Genomic DNA, 17,987 nt, shown 5'->3' on the forward strand with positions numbered 1-17,987 from the left:
ACGTTGATGTCATTAATAACCAAGCCATAAAATCGCTTGAACAAATCCATCGCGCCATAGTTTTTCATTGTGTTGACCTTCTTTTACAATTTTTTTATGGTTCAAGTTCAAACAATAGCATCTGTTGGAATTCAGCAGGTATTCCATTTTGTTCAAATCAGAAACCATATCGTCACTTTCCTTGTCACCGCAAAGAAAATAGATTTTTGCTTTTGTCTTTTTTGATTGGTCCATTAGGGTATAAATGTCTTTGGAGAACCAAAAAGAAGGCGAAAACACGCCTGCTTTGCCAAATATTTCGGGGTATTTTAAAACCGCATAAAAAGAATTCAAACCACCAAGCGAACTTCCCATGATTAGTGTATGCTTTTTGTCGGGTTTGGTTTTGTAGTTTTTGTCTACGTATGGTTTTAACGTTTTTACGATAAAAGCTAAATAATCATCTGCTTTTCCACCGCCATATTTTTCATTCTTGAAAGGCGTTAATTCCTCCATACGGGTATCATTTCCATGCTCGATTCCTATAATAATAACGGGTGCATTTAGACTGTCTAATTTTTCATCAACGTTCCATTCGCCAGCATACGATGTTTTGGCATCAAATAAATTTTGCGCGTCATGCATATAAATGACCGAGAATTTCTTTTTTGAATTGGCATAATTTTTAGGCAAATACACCCAAATTTTCTTTGTACCATTCAATTGTGGAGCGTCAATTGTAAAATTGGAAACTTGCTTTGTAGCAGTGCTCCCAATATTTTGCAGTGCCTCTTGTGCATTTATTATTACGGGTATTAAAATAAAGAATAGGAGTAGGAACGTATTTCGGATCATTATTAGTTTTTGTATTTTAAATTAAAAACAATATTTTAGCTAAAAATAACAATTTGATGAATACATTCGAAGAAAAGAGAAGTTTACTTTTAGAGATGATTGCGTTTTCTACTGTTGATGGACAATTGCACAAACGAGAATATGATTTCTTAGCCAGTATTGCTCAAGAATTGCAGATAAATAAAGACAAATTTAATCAGTTTTTTCATGAAGAGGCACCACAAATACCTATTAAAACAGAGTTTTTGCGTATTCAACAATTTTACAGACTAGCATTATTAATGTACTGTGACGGAATTTTGCATGAAAAAGAAATGATTACTCTTCAGCAAATTGCAATAAATATGGGATTGAATCCGACAGCAACAAAAAGAGTTCTTAAATTGATGCAAAACGCACCAAACGCAATTATTGACGGAGCCGTTTTGTTGAATGTTTTTCAGGAGCAGTATAATTAAGTCAATTGTCCTTGCAACGCTTTTATTTCATCACGTAATTTAGCCGCTTGCATAAAGTCTAATTCTTTAGCAGATTTTTCCATTGATTTTCTTTTTTCACGAATCAGTTTTTCAATTTCAGGTTTAGATAGGTACAGGTTTTCTGGTTCTGCGGCAGCGTTCAAGGAGTTTCCTAGCTCGTAGTCCACTAGCGGGTTTTTTGTAAAGGCACTTTCTATCTTTTTGTTTAAAGCCTGCGGAGTTAAATTATTTGCAGTATTGTAATTAATCTGTTTGGTTCTGCGATAGGTAGTTTCATCAATCGTTTTTTGCATACTGTTGGTAATTTTATCAGCATACATTATTGCTTTTCCATTCAAATTTCTCGCAGCACGGCCAATGGTTTGTGTAAGCGAACGATGACTTCTTAGAAATCCTTCTTTATCCGCATCTAAAATTGCTACCAACGAAACCTCAGGTAAATCTAATCCTTCACGAAGTAAATTCACACCAATTAATACATCAAAAATCCCTTTTCGCAAATCTTGCATAATTTCTATTCGTTCCAAAGTATCTACTTCAGAGTGAATGTAACGACAACGAATATTGACTTTAGTTAAATATTTGGCTAGTTCTTCGGCCATTCTTTTGGTTAAAGTCGTCACTAAAACACGCTCGTCAATTTCGGCTCGAACCTGAATTTCTTCAATTAAATCATCTATTTGGTTTAAACTTGGTCGGATTTCAATAATGGGATCTAATAAACCTGTCGGACGAATTACCTGTTCGACAACCACTCCTTCGGTTTTCTGTAATTCATAATCAGCTGGCGTTGCGGATACGTATATGACTTGATTCTGCATGGCTTCGAACTCTTCAAACTTCAACGGACGATTGTCCATCGCAGCAGGAAGTCGAAAACCATATTCAACTAAATTTTCTTTTCGGCTTCTGTCTCCGCCATACATAGCGCTTACTTGTGAAAGCGTGACGTGACTTTCATCGACCACCATCAAATAATCTTTGGGGAAATAATCCAGTAAGCAAAAGGGTCTGGTTCCGGGCAGTCGGCCATCAAGATAACGCGAGTAATTTTCGATTCCAGAACAATACCCTAATTCTCGGATCATTTCTAAATCAAAATTGGTGCGTTCTTCCAAACGTTTTGCTTCTAAATGTTTTCCTATTTCCTTGAAATAATCAACTTGTTTGACTAAATCTTGTTGGATTTCCCAAATTGCATTTTGCAATACATCTGGCGAAGTCACAAACATATTAGCGGGATAAATAGTAAGTCTTTCAAATTTTTCAAGTACTTGAGAATTCTTGGTGTCAAAGCTTTCGATCTCCTCGATTTCATCACCAAAAAAATGAATGCGGTAGGCTTCATCAGCGTAACTAGGGTACACATCAACAGTGTCTCCTTTAATCCTGAAACTTCCGGGATTAAAATCAGCTTCAGTTCTAGAATATAAACTTTGCACCAATTGATGCAATAATTTGGTACGAGAAATAATCTGGCCTTTCTCAATTGGAATTAGATTTTTTTGAAACTCTATCGGGTTTCCAATACCGTACAAACAAGAAACTGATGCTACCACTAAAATATCTCTACGTCCAGAAAGTAGTGAAGCGGTGGTTGACATTCGCATTTTTTCCAGTTCTTCATTGATGGACAAATCTTTTTCAATGAAAACGCCTGTAACGGGCATAAAAGCTTCGGGTTGGTAATAGTCGTAGTATGAAACAAAATATTCGACAGCATTATTCGGGAAAAATTGCTTGAATTCCGAGTATAATTGCGCTGCCAAAGTTTTGTTATGTGCCAAAACTAATGTTGGTCTTTGTACTTCCTGAATCACATTAGCCACCGTAAATGTTTTTCCGGATCCTGTAACTCCTAAAAGCGTTTGGAACTGATCTCCATCAACTATTCCTTGTGCTAATTTGGAGATGGCTTGCGGTTGGTCGCCTTTTGGCTGGTAATCAGATACTACTTGGAAATTCATTTAAAACAAGGGACAAAGGTTAAGAGAGACAAAGGTACAAAGTTTGGATTCTTTTTTTTCTAAACTTTTTGCCAAAAAAAAACCATCCCGATGTGACAGGATGGTTTTATTAGAGAAATATAAATTATTAAAAACTGAAGCTTAACCTAGCAAAAAGGAAACGACCATTTTGACCAAATTGAGAGGTACGTCTTGAGTAAGTGAATTGATTACCTGTAGTCTGATCAATAGTATTATTCGCTGCAGTAGTTGGAGAATAAATTATATTACCACTTGCATCTACACCAGATGCACGTAAAGCGACAGTTTGTGTTTTGAAGTTTACAGTTGGGTAAATATCTAATAGGTTATTGGCTCCAATTACTAATCTAGCATTTTTAGTAAAATTGTAACCAACGGATATATCAGTAATTATTTTTGCATCTAATATTAAATGTTCATTTTCTACATGTCGTCCATTTACAACAATGGCATTAATTTTACCATCACCATTTGCATCAACAATTTCACCATCGGTTACTTGGCCAAAATATACGTTTCTCAAAAAGAAATCGAATTTTTTGTATGACAGACTATTGGTTAAGTTGAATTTAACTCTTGGTACCGCCTCTTCTAGGTACACTCTGTTAATTTCTGAATAGTATCTGTTTATTTGTCCGTTATCGACCAAGATTTGAGAAGCGTGAATATCGCCCACTTTTCTTGTTTGAGAAAAAGTTCCAGCTAAATCATTAGTCAATGTAATAGCTTCGTTTAATTCAATTTTATGACTAATTACGATGTCTAGTCCTTTTGATCTAGTATCGATAGAGTTGCCAAAAAATTGTGCAGCTGTTGCTCCGGCAGCGTCAAAAAAACCTTGTAAAGTTGCTCCTGTAGAACCAGGTGTTTGTATACCAGCCGGTCTGGCAAATTGATCTGTTAATACTACTCTATCTTTAATATATATGCTGTAAGCATCTGCAGTAAAGGTTAGCTTTGCCGACGGAATTTTTGCAGTAAAACCAATGCTAGCACTCTGAGATTCCTCTTGTTTTAATTGTGGAATTCCAAATAATTTGGCTGGGGATAGCTCTTTTTGGTCATTATTAAATGTAGCAACCTGCACAGCGAAACCTCCAGCAAATTGAGTAGACGTATTATTAAAATAAATTTGGTGTAAGGATGGCGCTCTAAATCCGGTTGCAACAGCACCTCTTAAATTAAAGTTTGGTGCAATTTTATAACGAGTTGCTAGTTTATAATTTAAAGTATTCCCAAAATCAGAATAATTTTCAAAACGTACAGCTCCATTCACCATCCATTTATCAGTGATTTCATACTCTAAATCAGCATAAAGCGCTGCACTATTACGGCTTTTATTAACAGCATTTTTTGGACTAAAACCAGGAAAAACTTGTGCCCCAACTCCACGACTAGTACCATAAAAATCAGTAACTTGTAAATTGGTAGCCGTTGTTGGTGTTACTATTGCACCATTAATATCATATCCAGCATATGATTTTTCTTCTCCTGCTGCAATTATATAATTTTCATTACGAAATTCTGCTCCGAAAGCTACATTTAATTTGTCGAATTTTTTGCTTACATCAAAATTGGTTGTGTTTTGTGCAAAAGATAATTTACCAGAATCAAATGTGCTTGGCGATAATTTTCCTAAAGTTGCATTTATCGAATTTTCTACGTTGAAACCAAATGAGTTTTTACCATAAGTATTACTCAAATCATAATTCCAAGTTTCAAAAACTTTACCTCTTAAACCTACAGCTGCAGATATATCGCTAATTTCCGAATGAATTTCTGGTAAAAAACCATTAGGATAAACAGCAGTAGTAGCATTGGCTGTAAAGGGTCTTCTGTAGTTACCAGCTGCGGCACCGTTTCGGTTACTATAACCACCGAAAGCATATAATTCAGAATTTTTGGATATTGGATAAGCTGCATTTACAAATATTTGGCTACTTGCTAAAGAAGATTGCCCTACTTTTTGATTAAAGTCTCTTCTAGTCAAACCCCTTGCAGCAATTTCTTGGTCGGTATTATTAAAATTCAATGCAGTTCTAAGTGCTGCAAGAGTTGTAGCACTACTTATTTCCGACTGTTTTGCTGGAGTGAAATAGCTTACTTGTGGTGCATAAGTTTTTATTGCCGAAATTAAGGCAGTTTGATTAGCAGCGGTCATATTGTTACTATTTCCAAAATAAGAATTGACATCAATTCCGTTGGCTGATGCTACACGTTCGATTGCATTATAACCGGTAAATTCTTGTCTTGTGTCTCCCTCAAGTCCTGCTCTTCCTGTTTGGTCTCTTAATTGAAAACTTCCTGTAAAGTTTATAAAACTTTTCTCTTTACCAAGACCAGTTCCATAGTTTAAATCCAGCTGAAGATTGTTTCCATCATTTCCGCCAGCATGGTCGTTTGCTCCCTTAGAAAAATGACTTCCCGCAAAAAGTGCTACCTCTAATTTGTTTGTGTTTTTCTTCACATTTAAGTTGATTACACCCGCAATAGCGTCAGAACCATATTGTGCGGAAGCTCCATCTCGTAATACTTCAATTTTTTCGATAGCAAAAGCAGGAATAGCATTTAAATCGGTTCCTACAGCACCTCTACCAGGTGAACCATTAACGTTTACTAGAGATGATGTATGACGTCTTTTTCCATTCACTAACACCAGTACTTGATCCGGACCTAAACCTCTTAATTGAGCTGGGTCAATATGATCCGTTCCATCAGCTACAGTTTGAGTGGCAGATGTAAAGGATGGTGCTACCATATTCATTATTTGGTTCAAATTTACTTGAGGTCCTTTAGAATTAATTTCTTTCATAGAAATCACATCAATAGGCACTGCAGATTCTGTTACTGTTCTGGCGGGATTCCGGGAACCGATTACGACAACATCTTGTAACGTTTCTCCACTTCCCGTCAAAGTAACATTTAATGTTGTTCCAGTTACGGTTACGGATTTAGTTTCTAATCCCACATAAGAAAATTGCAAAACGTCTCCAATTTCAGCATTGATGGTATAACTCCCATCGATATCTGTTGTTGTGCCTTTTTTAGTTCCTTTTACAAGAACCGTTACGCCAGGTAAAGATTCTCCTTTTTCATCAACAACGCGGCCTTTAATGATTTCAACCAATGCGTTTTGATTTAGAATTGAGATAAATTCTCCATTACTTCCTGTTTTAGCAATTTCTTCTTTTTGTAAAATAATTTGATTGCTAACTTCAGTATAATTAATTTTTAATGGTGTTAAAATGCGATTCAGTACACTTGATAATGCTTCATTATTAGCATAAACACTCACTTTTTGGTTCAATTGTGAAATTCTCGAATTATACGAAAATTTCACATGTGCTAATTTTTCAAGTTTAGTCAATGCAGTATCTAAGTTCAAATCGGTCACGGTAATAGTTACCTTTGTGTCCAGTTTTTTTTGACCTCTGATATTGTTCGCTATTGTTACACTTGAAAAGACAAGCGCTAAAACAAATTGAAATAAGGTTATTTTCATAATTCGAATTAGTAGTCGTTGTTTAAGGACGGTTTTTTTCATAGTTTTGGTCTGTTTTTATTAATATTTGTTAGTTAGGGTATTGATAGAACACAGCAGTTACTCTTTACGGAGAGTGAATTGCATTTATTCAAGGCGTCGAGAATGTTACAGCATTTTCGGCGCTTTTTTATTGTATGTTTTACTTCATTGGCGAGTTACTGTTAGTTACATCCATCTGATATAATTATAATTTGGTTTCCATTCATTTCATAACTCGTATTGTTACCAAGGCTTTTGCAAATAATTTTTAATTTTTCTGGTAAAGGCTGATCGCTTAAAGAGGTAGTGAGGTAGCAATTATTTAATTTTGTTTGAGGAAAATCAATTTTAACTAAATACGCCTGCTCGATAGTTTTGAAAATTTGTGCAACAGGAATGTCTGTAAATTCAAATCCTAATTGCTCTATATTACTGGTGGAACGACTCAATGATTCATCCTGTGTGATATCAGTAATCTTATTAAAAAGTAAGCTTTTTCGGACAAATCGCAAAGCTTGATTCGGTAACAAAACAATCAGTTGGTCTTTTGGGTTGGAGATTAATTCATTAGATCTTACTTTTACTTTTCCAGTTCGAACCACCACTTCCACATTCGGCTCATTAGCGTATGCTTTTATTTTAAAACTGGTACCTACTACTTTTGTAACTATTTCATTCGCAAAGACGAAAAATGGTTTTTTAGGGTCTTTACTGATTTCGAAAAAGCCTTCACCAGAGAGGTACACTTTTCTTTCATTGCCCACAAATATTTTAGGATAACTTAACTTACTGTTGGGTTGAAGTAAAACAGAACTACCATCAGATAATGTTATAATTTGTGGTTTGTCTGAATTGTTAGTTTGCTCAACTAAACCTTCGTCATTTTCGTTTATAAGTTCACTATATGTCAGTGCAGCGTTTTCAGAAGTGTTGCTTTGATTGTAAAGCCAGCCAGTTAAAAGGCTTATAATCAAAACGGCAGCTACTCCGTTAAACCATCTTTTTCTCAAAAGTTTAAGAACTGGTTTATCCTTTTTATTTCCTTCTGTTTTTTCAATTTTTCCCCAAGTAGCTTCTAGGGCATGTTGAATGTTGTCTGCAGCTAAATCATCATTAGGAACCTTCATCGCTAAAAGCCATAATCTGGATTCTTCAACCAATTTAGCACGACTGGAATTTTCTAAAGTCCATTTTTCCCATTCTAGTTGGTCGTCTTTGAAACACACCCATAATCGGAATGATTCATCAGCTAAAAAGTGTTCTATCTCGGTATAATTATTTCGGTGTTGCATCAAAAAAGGGGTTACAATTATATAGAGGACAATTTTTTTAATTGATACTCACTAAATGGTATTTTTTTTTGATTTATTTTTGGAAGACTACAATACCAATGAAAATAGTATTAAAATGCAACAGATAGTTCCTTTCCAATCTTTGCGCAAGCATAACAGCGCTCGATGCAAAAGATTGTTTGCTGATTGATAATTAATGTTAAGTGTATCAGCAATTTGGTCTACAGTAAGTTCTTGGGTGTAACGAAGATATAAAGCCTCTTTTTGTCGAGAAGGCAAATCATTAATCAGTTGATTGAGATGTGACACTTTAGAAGCTGTAGTTTCATCAGAAATAAGTTCGTGTTCTATTGAAAAATCAAATAAAAATTCAATCGTATCTATAGAGGAGCTTAGCCTAAAAATACGATCCCGTTCTTGTGATCGGGTAATCCGCTTGCGAACACAGGCTAATAAGTAGGCTTTTACAACTACTTTGTCACTCAATTTGTCTCTGTAAATCCATAGATCTGTAAAAACATCTTGCACACAGTCTTGTACTTTTTCAGGATAAGGAAATAAGGAGTTTCCATAACGGACTAAATGAGAATAATGTCTTTTAAAAAGTACTGAAAAAGCACTTTCATTCCCTTCTTTCAGACTGTTCCAAAGTGCGGAGTCTTCAAGTATGTCGGTATGTAAGGGCTGCTTTTTTACCATTTAGTTTGAATTAGCTCATTATTTTAAAAGTAAATTATCTTAAAAAGAGTATTTAATTTTTTTTTGGATTTAATAGTAAGGTTTTTAATTCTCTTTTTGATGAATCGTCAAAAAAATGTATTTGTAACTATTTTAAATAGTTATTTATCAAAACTAATTAAAATTATGTTAATAATTAATTTTTGTTCAATATTTTATAAAAAAAAATAACTATTAAGGAATATTTATTTTTTTGGAAAAATAAATTTTGGAAAATTTAATTATAGATTTAAAATAGAAGTTTTTAAAGGGCTTAATTTTAAATGAATAATTGGCAAATGTTTAGTTACAGATTGATTGTCAAGTCTATCAAATATGATTGGTGTGATGAAATATTCAGGTGAAAAGGAGTTTTTATTCGAATTTCCAAGCTTTTTGCTGTGCCGCACTTAAAAAAGTCCAAGCTACAATTCGGCTTGTTTTTTGGCCTTGAGCCATATCAATGGTTTTAATTTCGACAGCGCTGACTTTGTTTAATGTTTTGTATAGACTAGAGAGATTTTCTTTTTTCGAGACTAAAGTCGTAAACCACAAACATTGCATTGGATATTTTGCACTTTCATATATCATCTGAGTCACGAAACCCAATTCGCCACCTTCACACCACAATTCGGCATTATGACCACCAAAATTTAAAATAGGTTTAGTTGTTTTAGTAGCAGCAGTCTGGGATTCTAAATTATTTATTTTTCGCAATGTACTTTTGGTAGCCTCATCTTGTGACGCATGAAAAGGCGGGTTACAAATCGTGAAGGTAAATTTATCCTCGGGCGTAATTATATTTTTGAAAATAAAACGAGCTTCCGTTTGTTGCTGCAAACTGATTGCATCAATTAATTTTGGATTTTCTTCAATGATCGCGCTACAGTTTTCTATAGCAAGCACATCAATGTCGGTTCCCACAAAACTCCAACCGTACGCTGAATTTCCTATAATAGGATAAATGCAATTGGCACCTACACCAATATCTAATCCTTGAACGGTTTCGCCTTCAGGAATATTTCCGTTGTTGCTTGAAGCCAATAAATCTGCTAAGTAGTGAATGTAATCAGCTCTTCCTGGAATTGGCGGACACAAATAGTTCTTAGGGATATCCCAATTTTTAATATTGTAATGGTACAAAAGCAAGGCTTTGTTCAGTGCTTTTACAGCATCAGGATTACTGAAATTGATGGTTTCTATTTGGTGCTCATTTACAGCGACAAAAGTTTTTAATTCAGGTGATTTTATAATTAATTGCTCAAAATCATATCCAAATTTATCAAGATTTCTTGGGTGTAAATTTGTCTTTTCGGTAATCGTTTTCGCTTTCATTTTCTTTATTTCGATGCAAATATAGGGATTCCAAAGTTGTAAATGCTTAAAGGCTACATTGACACGATAAATAGCTCAGAAATAAATCATAAAATAAAACAACGTGGTTTTTTTGAAGCCTAAAAACGATTACTTTTATAAAAAATATCAGTAAAGATGGTTTTTATTCCTGCAAAATTTCGTTTCAAGAAACGCTACATCGTTTATAGTTTTTTGGTCTTTTATATCATAATGTGTCAAGCTTGTATGACGATGCGCTATTCCAGTAAGGAAACGATTGCCTTTTTTGGAGCTTCGAAAACCGTTTTTCAAGATAAAAATCTTCTATTTGACGGACACAATCTACATTATGTAGAAACGGGTAATGCTCAAAACCCCACGTTGATTTTTGTACACGGCTCGCCAGGAAGTTGGAATGCTTTTAAAGAATATTTACAGGACACCACATTGTTGAAGAAATACCGTATGATTGCTATTGATCGGCCGGGTTTTGGGAATAGTGATTTTGGGGATGCTCAAAATTTAACGGTCCAATCTCAAATAATAGGATCCTTTATCAAACAAATCGATAATAAACAACCGATGATTCTGGTAGGGCATAGCTATGGCGGTCCTATGGTGGCAAAGCTAGCTGCTGATCATCCCTCATGGTATAAACATGTTGTGATACTCTCTGGATCATTAGACCCTAAGGCCGAAAACCCAGAGCAATGGCGCACGGTCGTGAAATCAGTTCCGCTGCGATATTTAATTCCTGGTGCTTTGCGCCCTTCAAATGATGAATTGTGGTGGTTAAAAAAAGATTTATTTAGCTTAGCGCTGGAGTTGAAAAAAATAACAAGTGCTGTCACAATTATTCATGGAACCAAAGATGCTTTAGTACCGTTTAGCAATGTAGCTTTTATGAAAAAAAGCTTTGTAGCAGCCCAGTCAATTGATACCATAGTTATTGATGAGGCCAATCATTTTATTCCGTGGAGTCATTATGAAATAGTGAGAAATGCATTATTGAAACTAGAGTAGGTGCTAATCCAGACATTCCATCATCAATAAATCTCCTTCATCATGTGATATGGTAACGAGTCCATCTTGTGCAACGTGGTTGCTGCTTCCTGTGCGATATCCTATAGTTAGGCTGTCGTTTTTTAATGGATAAAATAAATTTTCAGAATGAATGCCTGTCACACTACCGATTGGAATTAACGAAATAGGCGTATTGGCAGTATACCATTTTTCGAATTTTTTGGGTAATAGAAAAACCTTAGAATGATCGTCTAGAATGACAATTTTTAATAGATTTCTATATCTGGTAATATTGGTGAGATTTGTAATCGTGTGATCTGCTCTTCGGCCAGTTGCCCAAACTACATTTACTGCCGGGATTTTTCTTTCTATTAAATAATCAAATGCCTTTTCTAAGTCGGTTTTGTTTTGATCAGGCGTATGAATAATTTCAATAGGATATTGCGATGTTTTGTAAATTTCAGGATCAAATCCTCTGTCAAAATCGCCTAAAAGAACATCGACTTTTATGTCTAATTCCATCACGCGAACCATTGCTGAATCTAAAACGATAACAAGTGGAGACCATTCTAAAAGCTGCCCTAATAATTCTGGATTACAGGAAGCACCATTGGCAATAATTAATGCAGGTTCTTGATCGTCGCGTACGATATGGTGTGAAGACATGAGGATTTATATTTTATGAATTTTGAATTTAGATTTTCTGGTACGTTTACACGATAAATTTTTGACTTTAAAGTTAGTTAAAAAATGTAAACAGGAAACGGCAATTTCACTTTAGCCCAGATGGGAATGAAAACCAAAACAGGTTATAAACTTTAGTTTTTTGACTGTAGAAGAGCGACCAAAGGAAGCTCCTTATACGGACTAAAAAACTGTTTAAAACCTGTTTTTGTTGAAGTGAACAGCTGGATAAGCTCCCAATTATTCAACAGTATAATTTCTAACATCGACTTCACTTAGGGAAAAATAGCCCAGTGGATAATTAGCTGAATCTGTAGTGTTGACAATATTTCCTCTAACTGTTGCAGGTGGAGATTGAAAGGGTCCGCCGCCGCTATTACCAGCAATGCTTACTAAAATACTCATGTAATTATAGTAGGCTTTTGAAATTCCAAAGTGGCTCACTTCGATAGTATCATCTTTTTTTAGCTCGTCATTTTGTGATATACTAAAGAATTCATTTCCGTTAAAAAACTCATCTTCATCTACGTAAAAATCAGATTTTTTTCTATTGGAATAGGCATATTTATAAAGGTAATAATTGCTTATACCAGCGGGATCTTGATAATATGTTTTGATTTCTTTATTAGTTCCTGTAAAACCTCCTTGATTGTTTTGAACGATTTTAGTAATACTAGCAACAGTTTGCAAGCTTTCTGATGCAGTGTAAGTATTGCCTTTACTGATAATCGTGAGTGTGTATTTCTCGTTAATCGTTGGTACAAAATTCGAACAAACATATTCGCCTGTATTTGGAATTTCAACAAAGTTAAAAACAATATTGGCGCTATTTTTTATAGATACAGTTGCGCCTGATACTTTTGGGATTTCAGTACTGTAAAATCCAGAAGTAGTTGTTAGTTTTATTTTTTGTTGGTTTCCAGCAGTGCCTTTTCTCCAGTTGATAGCCGCCTCAATAACCAGTTTTGGTGCTGCATTTTCTAAATTTACGTCGATCACATCTTCACAACTTGTTGTAAAAAATGCGATGATTGCTATCAGATAAAGTGTTATTTTTTTCATGATGTTTTATTTATTTCCTCTCTTTAAGATAAAAGGTTTAAAATTTAAAGTTGTAACTCACCGCAGGAACCACACCAAAAATGGAAGTCTTAACTGCTTCGTTACTGCCTGTATCATTGTTTTGTCTAAAACTGATAGAAGCAGCGTTTTTTCGATTGTACACATTGTAAATACTAAAAACCCATTCGCCTTGCCAAGTTCTAGTTTTGTTTTTTGTGGGTGTTAATGTTGCTGCTAGATCTAAGTGATGGTAGGTAGGAAGACGATTTTCGTTTCGCAGTCCGTAACTAGGAACACTAATTTCTAAATATTCATATTTACCCACTGGATAGGTAACGGGTTGACCAGTTTGTAAAGCAAAATTAGCACCAAACGACCACTTTTCATTTAGATTATACGAACTTGTAATGGCAATATTATGCAATTTATCATATACAGAATTGTACCATTGACCATTGTTAATTCCTGATTCTTGTGCCGTTCTTCCGGGAGTTTGTTGCTCAGATTTGGATAATGTATAGGAAATCCAACCATTCAATTTTCCTTCGTTTTTTCGGAGAAGTATTTCTAATCCATAGGAACGCAATTGGCCGTTTAGAATGATTTGCTCAATGGCTTTGTTGGCTATTAAATTTGCACCATCAATATAATCCAATCGGTTCTGGACTTCTTTGTAGTACGTTTCTATTTCCAGGGAATACATATCGTCTTTAAAGTTTTTGAAATATCCCAAAGCCACCTGATCTGCAATTTGTGGTTTAATAAAACGGTCACTTGGCGTCCAGATATCAAGCGGAGTGGGCGATGAGGTATTTGAAATCAGTTGTAAATACTGCACCATTCTGTTATAGCTCGCTTTTATAGATTGATCATCGTTGATTTGGTAGGCAACGGATAGGCGAGGTTCTAGATAGTTGTAGCTTTTCATCACTTTGTTTCGGTCGTAAAACTTGGTGTCTATGGGAGTTGCTTTTTCGTAAATCTGTAAATCTGAATTGAAAAGCACTGGATTATCATTTTCATAAATATTTACTGTAGATTGTCCTAAGCGGTAAAACATACTATACCGTAATCCGTAAGAAAGCGCTATTTTATTGGATATATCATGATCGGCATTGATGTACAGTGCCGATTCAAAAGCATATTTTTTATCCAATTGATCAAAGTTGATACCGGAATTTTCATCAGATGGCTTGATAGTACCCGGATTGAACTCATAGTAAATTCCGTTTACCCCATAATTTAGTTTGAATTTGTCTGAAATATAATTTTTAAAATCGTACTTAATATTGTAATTTTTTATACCAGAATCCCATTTGAACCCTACAAAATCTAAATCTAAACCGTAATAATAATCACTGTAGATCAGTGATAAATTCGTAAATAATTTTTCTGAAAACAAGTGGTTCCAGCGTAAATTCACAATAGCATTACCATATATATTAGTAAAGCTTTTGCTTAGGCTAAAAACGTCTCGGCCAAAATAACCGGATAAGTACAAACTATTGTTGGTGTCTAATTTATAACTCAGCTTGGTGTTTAAATCATAAAAATATGCCGAATTGTCTTTTTGTTCCTCTGAAAGTTTTAGGAATAAATGCGCATACGAACTACGACCACCAATAAGGAACGATCCTTTGTCTTTTACTAGCGGACCTTCGGCTAAAATTCTACTGGAAATTAATCCGATTCCACCATTGACATGAAATTCTTTACTGTTACCGTCTTTTTGATAAATATCTAAAACTGAAGAGGCACGACCGCCGTAACGCGCTGGTATTCCGCCTTTGTACAATTTCAAATCTTTGATAGCATCAGGATTGAAAACGGAGAAAAAACCAAAAACGTGTGAGGAATTAAAAATGGTTGCCTCGTCTAGTAATATTAAGTTCTGGTCTGCTCCACCACCCCGTACATTAAATCCGGAAGCTCCCTCGCCAGCATTGGTCACACCAGGAAGTAATAGAATTGATTTTAAAACATCGACTTCACCCAAGACTACAGGCATTTTTTTTATGGTTGAAATAGAGAGTTTGTTGACACTCATTTCTGGTTTTCGGATATCGGTTTTGGTTTTATTATCGGTGATAACAACTTCTTTTAAGGCAGTTTCATTACTGAATAATTTAAAGTTGTTTTTTACATTTTGATCCAATGTTATGGATTCTTGTAAAGTTTGATACCCCAAATAACTGATTTGCACGGTGTACACGCCTTTTGGAAGCGTTATGGAATAAAACCCATATTCATTTGTGGTTACACCGGTTTTTAGTTCTGGTAGTACCACATTTACACCAATTAAGGTTTCGTTGCTATTGGCGTCAATGATAGTTCCACTGAGTGTGAATTTTTCTTGTGCAAAGAGTGTTATTGAACAAAAAAATAGGATTAAAATAGGAATAACTTTTTTTGAATTCATGGATTACAGTTTATCAAAATAAAAACGTGCAAAGTACTTCAAATTGAATGGTTAATGACTTACAACAGATGTTAAGGTATTGCTAAGATAAAAAAAAGACAACGGATGAAGGTTGTCTTTTAGTATTCATTATGTTGCAGTTGATCTAAGCATTGATTTTCGCAAGGATTGCATTGAAAGTTTTACTTGGACGCATGGCGCTGCTTGTTAATTTTGGATCAGGTTGGTAATGACCATTGATATGCTGTGGTTTCCCTTGCGCAGCGATCAATTCAGTATTAATTATTGCTTCATTTGCTAATAATTCAGCTGCTATTGGAGTAAAAATGGTTTTCAAAGCTACTTCTTTATGCTGTGCTGCCAATGCTTCTGCCCAATACATGGCCAAATAAAATTGGGAACCACGATTGTCTATTCCGCCTAGTTTACGTGCTGGTGATTTATCTGTTGCTAAGAATTTCTCGGTAGCTACATCAAGAGTTTCAGCCAAAACCATTGCTTTAGGATTTTTTAGGGTTTGTCCTAAATGCTCTAAAGATGCTCCAAGAGCTAAGAATTCTCCAAGAGAATCCCAACGCAAGTAACCTTCTGCGATAAATTGCTCCACGTGTTTTGGAGCTGATCCGCCAGCACCGGTTTCAAACAAACCTCCACCATTCATTAACGGAACTATAGATAACATTTTTGCTGATGTTCCTACTTCAAGAATTGGAAACAAATCCGTAAGATAATCACGCAAAACATTTCCTGTTACAGAAATGGTATCTAGTCCTTTCACAATTCTATCAAGCGTGAAGTTGGTAGCTTCAACAGGATTTAAAATTTGAATATTTAAACCAGTAGTGTCGTAATTTTTTAAATATGTAGTGACTTTCAAAATTAGTTCTCTATCGTGTGCTCTGTTGTTATCCAGCCAGAAAATAGCAGGTGTATTAGACAAACGTGCTCTGTTTACTGCTAATTTTACCCAGTCTTGAATGGGAGCATCTTTTGCTTGACACATTCTAAAAATATCATTTGTCTCAACGGCTTGTTCCATCAAAACAGTTCCTTTAGCATCTATTACACGAACAATTCCTTCAGCAGCTATTTGAAATGTCTTGTCATGCGAACCGTATTCTTCGGCTTTTTGAGCCATCAAACCTACGTTTGGAACACTTCCCATTGTAGTCGGGTCAAAAGCACCGTGTTTTTTACAAAAATCAATAGTTGCAGTGTACACACCGGCATAACATCTGTCCGGAATCATGGCTACTGTATCGTGTTGTTTACCGTCTTTATCGTACATCTGTCCTGAGGTACGAATCATAGCAGGCATCGATGCATCTACAATAACATCCGAAGGAACATGAAGGTTTGTAATTCCTTTTTCTGAATTGACCATGGCCAATGCAGGTCCGTTTGCAATGGCTTCATTTAATGCTGATTCCACTTCAGTTTGCATAGGGTGTCCAGCAATTTTAGCATACACATCACCTAAACCATTTCTGGTGTCAATATTCAATTCATTGAATAAGACAGCATACTTTTCGAAAACGGTTGCAAAATATACTTCGACAATAGCTCCAAAAATAATTGGATCCGATACTTTCATCATTGTCGCTTTCAGGTGAACAGAAAGTAGGACATTTAATTTCTTAGCTTCTGCAATTGTTTTAGCGACAAACGTTTTTAAAGATTTTAAGTTCATGACAGAACTGTCAATGATCTCACCTTCTTTTAGAGGTGTACTTTCTTTTAAAACAGTAGTTGTTCCATCTTTTGCTATGAATTCGATTTTAACATCAGTGGGTTCAGTAACAGTAAAGGATATTTCACTTCCGTAAAAATCGCCACTTTCCATAGAAGCTACGTGTGTTTTTGAATCAGCTGACCACGCGCCCATAGAATGCGGGTTTGCTTTAGCATAATTTTTAACCGCTTTTGGTGCTCTTCGATCGGAGTTTCCTTCGCGTAGAACAGGATTTACAGCTGAACCTAAAATTTTAGAATATTTTGCTTTTATAGTTGTTTCTGCATCGTTTTGAGGTTCTTCTGGAAAGTTTGGTAAGTTGTAACCATGCGATTGTAACTCAGCAATTGCTGCTTTTAATTGGGGAACAGATGCTGAAACGTTTGGTAATTTTATAATATTAGCTTCTGGTGTTGTTGCTAATTGTCCCAGTTCAAGTAACGAATCTCCAGTTTTTTGCTCTTCTGTCAAAAATTCTGGAAAATTGGATAAGATTCTTCCGGCTAAAGAAATGTCTCTAGTTTCAATTTCAATGTCAGAAGTTCCTGTAAATGCTTGTACAATAGGTAAAAATGAATAGGTTGCTAATAAAGGTGCTTCATCAGTAAGCGTGTAAAAAATTTTTGATTTCTGTGTCATTTTTTTATTTTTATAATCGAATCGCGTTAAATGTAGCTTATTCAAGGCTTTTTTTCCTGAAATAAGGCGGGCAAATATATGAAAATCAGATGTAAAAGAAGGTGGATTTAACAGAGAAAAGCGCTAATTTTAGGATTCTGAACTTCTTATTTCTAAATTGTTAGTTTTAAGGGGTCAATACTGTTGAATAATGAATTTATAAGTAAAAATACAAACAAAAAAAGTCCCAACATTGTTGGGACTTTTGTGATAAAAAGATA

The 17,987-nt window shown here is 35.0% G+C and carries 12 protein-coding genes; 2 read left to right on the forward strand and 10 right to left on the reverse strand.

All coding sequences use genetic code 11. From position 1 onward, the window contains the following. Positions 1–12: 12 nt before the first annotated feature. Positions 13–834 carry an alpha/beta hydrolase gene (locus ACNQGB_RS03665; protein ID WP_417944348.1) on the reverse strand — a complete coding sequence of 274 codons (822 nt, stop codon included), beginning with the start codon at positions 832–834 and terminating at the stop codon, positions 13–15. A gap of 56 nt (positions 835–890) precedes the next feature. Between ACNQGB_RS03665 and ACNQGB_RS03670 the strand changes: the two genes are divergently transcribed. Continuing rightward, positions 891–1,292, forward strand: a complete 402-nt coding sequence (locus tag ACNQGB_RS03670) for an excinuclease ABC subunit B (protein ID WP_417944349.1) — start codon at positions 891–893, stop codon at positions 1,290–1,292. Here the strand turns inward: ACNQGB_RS03670 and uvrB are convergent. From uvrB to rlmF, 5 genes are all read right to left on the reverse strand, one after another. Then, the gene (gene uvrB, locus ACNQGB_RS03675; protein WP_417944350.1) at positions 1,289–3,280 is read right to left on the reverse strand and encodes an excinuclease ABC subunit UvrB; all 1,992 of its coding nucleotides are present in this window, start codon (positions 3,278–3,280) and stop codon (positions 1,289–1,291) included. The two genes, ACNQGB_RS03670 and uvrB, sit on opposite strands and share 4 nt — an antisense overlap. 127 nt (positions 3,281–3,407) lie before the next feature. Further along, positions 3,408–6,845 (reverse strand): TonB-dependent receptor domain-containing protein, encoded by a 3,438-nt coding sequence (locus ACNQGB_RS03680; protein ID WP_417944351.1) that lies wholly within the window; start codon positions 6,843–6,845, stop codon positions 3,408–3,410. A 161-nt stretch (positions 6,846–7,006) separates the two neighbouring features. After that, a complete protein-coding gene (locus tag ACNQGB_RS03685; protein WP_417944352.1) occupies positions 7,007–8,116 on the reverse strand; it encodes a FecR family protein in 1,110 nt (369 codons plus the stop codon). Between the two features lie 87 nt (positions 8,117–8,203). Then, complete coding sequence (locus tag ACNQGB_RS03690) at positions 8,204–8,815, reverse strand: RNA polymerase sigma factor (protein WP_417944353.1); 612 nt, start codon at positions 8,813–8,815, stop codon at positions 8,204–8,206. A 393-nt stretch (positions 8,816–9,208) separates the two neighbouring features. Further along, positions 9,209–10,168: a 23S rRNA (adenine(1618)-N(6))-methyltransferase RlmF gene (gene rlmF, locus ACNQGB_RS03695; RefSeq protein WP_417944354.1), complete on the reverse strand. Its 960-nt coding sequence runs from the start codon at positions 10,166–10,168 to the stop codon at positions 9,209–9,211. A gap of 156 nt (positions 10,169–10,324) precedes the next feature. On the opposite strand from rlmF, the gene ACNQGB_RS03700 reads away from it, so the two are divergent. Then, complete coding sequence (locus tag ACNQGB_RS03700; protein WP_417944355.1) at positions 10,325–11,191, forward strand: alpha/beta fold hydrolase; 867 nt, start codon at positions 10,325–10,327, stop codon at positions 11,189–11,191. A gap of 3 nt (positions 11,192–11,194) precedes the next feature. On the opposite strand, the gene ACNQGB_RS03705 is transcribed toward ACNQGB_RS03700, so the two are convergent. From ACNQGB_RS03705 to ACNQGB_RS03720, 4 genes are all read right to left on the reverse strand, one after another. Then, positions 11,195–11,857, reverse strand: a complete 663-nt coding sequence (locus ACNQGB_RS03705) for a thiamine diphosphokinase (protein ID WP_417944356.1) — start codon at positions 11,855–11,857, stop codon at positions 11,195–11,197. Positions 11,858–12,115: 258 nt separating this feature from the next. Beyond that, positions 12,116–12,937 (reverse strand): DUF4249 domain-containing protein, encoded by an 822-nt coding sequence (locus tag ACNQGB_RS03710; protein ID WP_417944357.1) that lies wholly within the window; start codon positions 12,935–12,937, stop codon positions 12,116–12,118. A gap of 37 nt (positions 12,938–12,974) precedes the next feature. Beyond that, entirely contained in the window at positions 12,975–15,356 is a 2,382-nt protein-coding gene (locus tag ACNQGB_RS03715) for a TonB-dependent receptor (RefSeq protein ID WP_417944358.1), read from the reverse strand. A gap of 145 nt (positions 15,357–15,501) precedes the next feature. Further along, complete coding sequence (locus ACNQGB_RS03720; RefSeq protein ID WP_417944359.1) at positions 15,502–17,727, reverse strand: NADP-dependent isocitrate dehydrogenase; 2,226 nt, start codon at positions 17,725–17,727, stop codon at positions 15,502–15,504. Between the last annotated feature and the right edge of the window lie 260 nt (positions 17,728–17,987).

The organism is Flavobacterium frigidum, assembly GCF_048286795.2.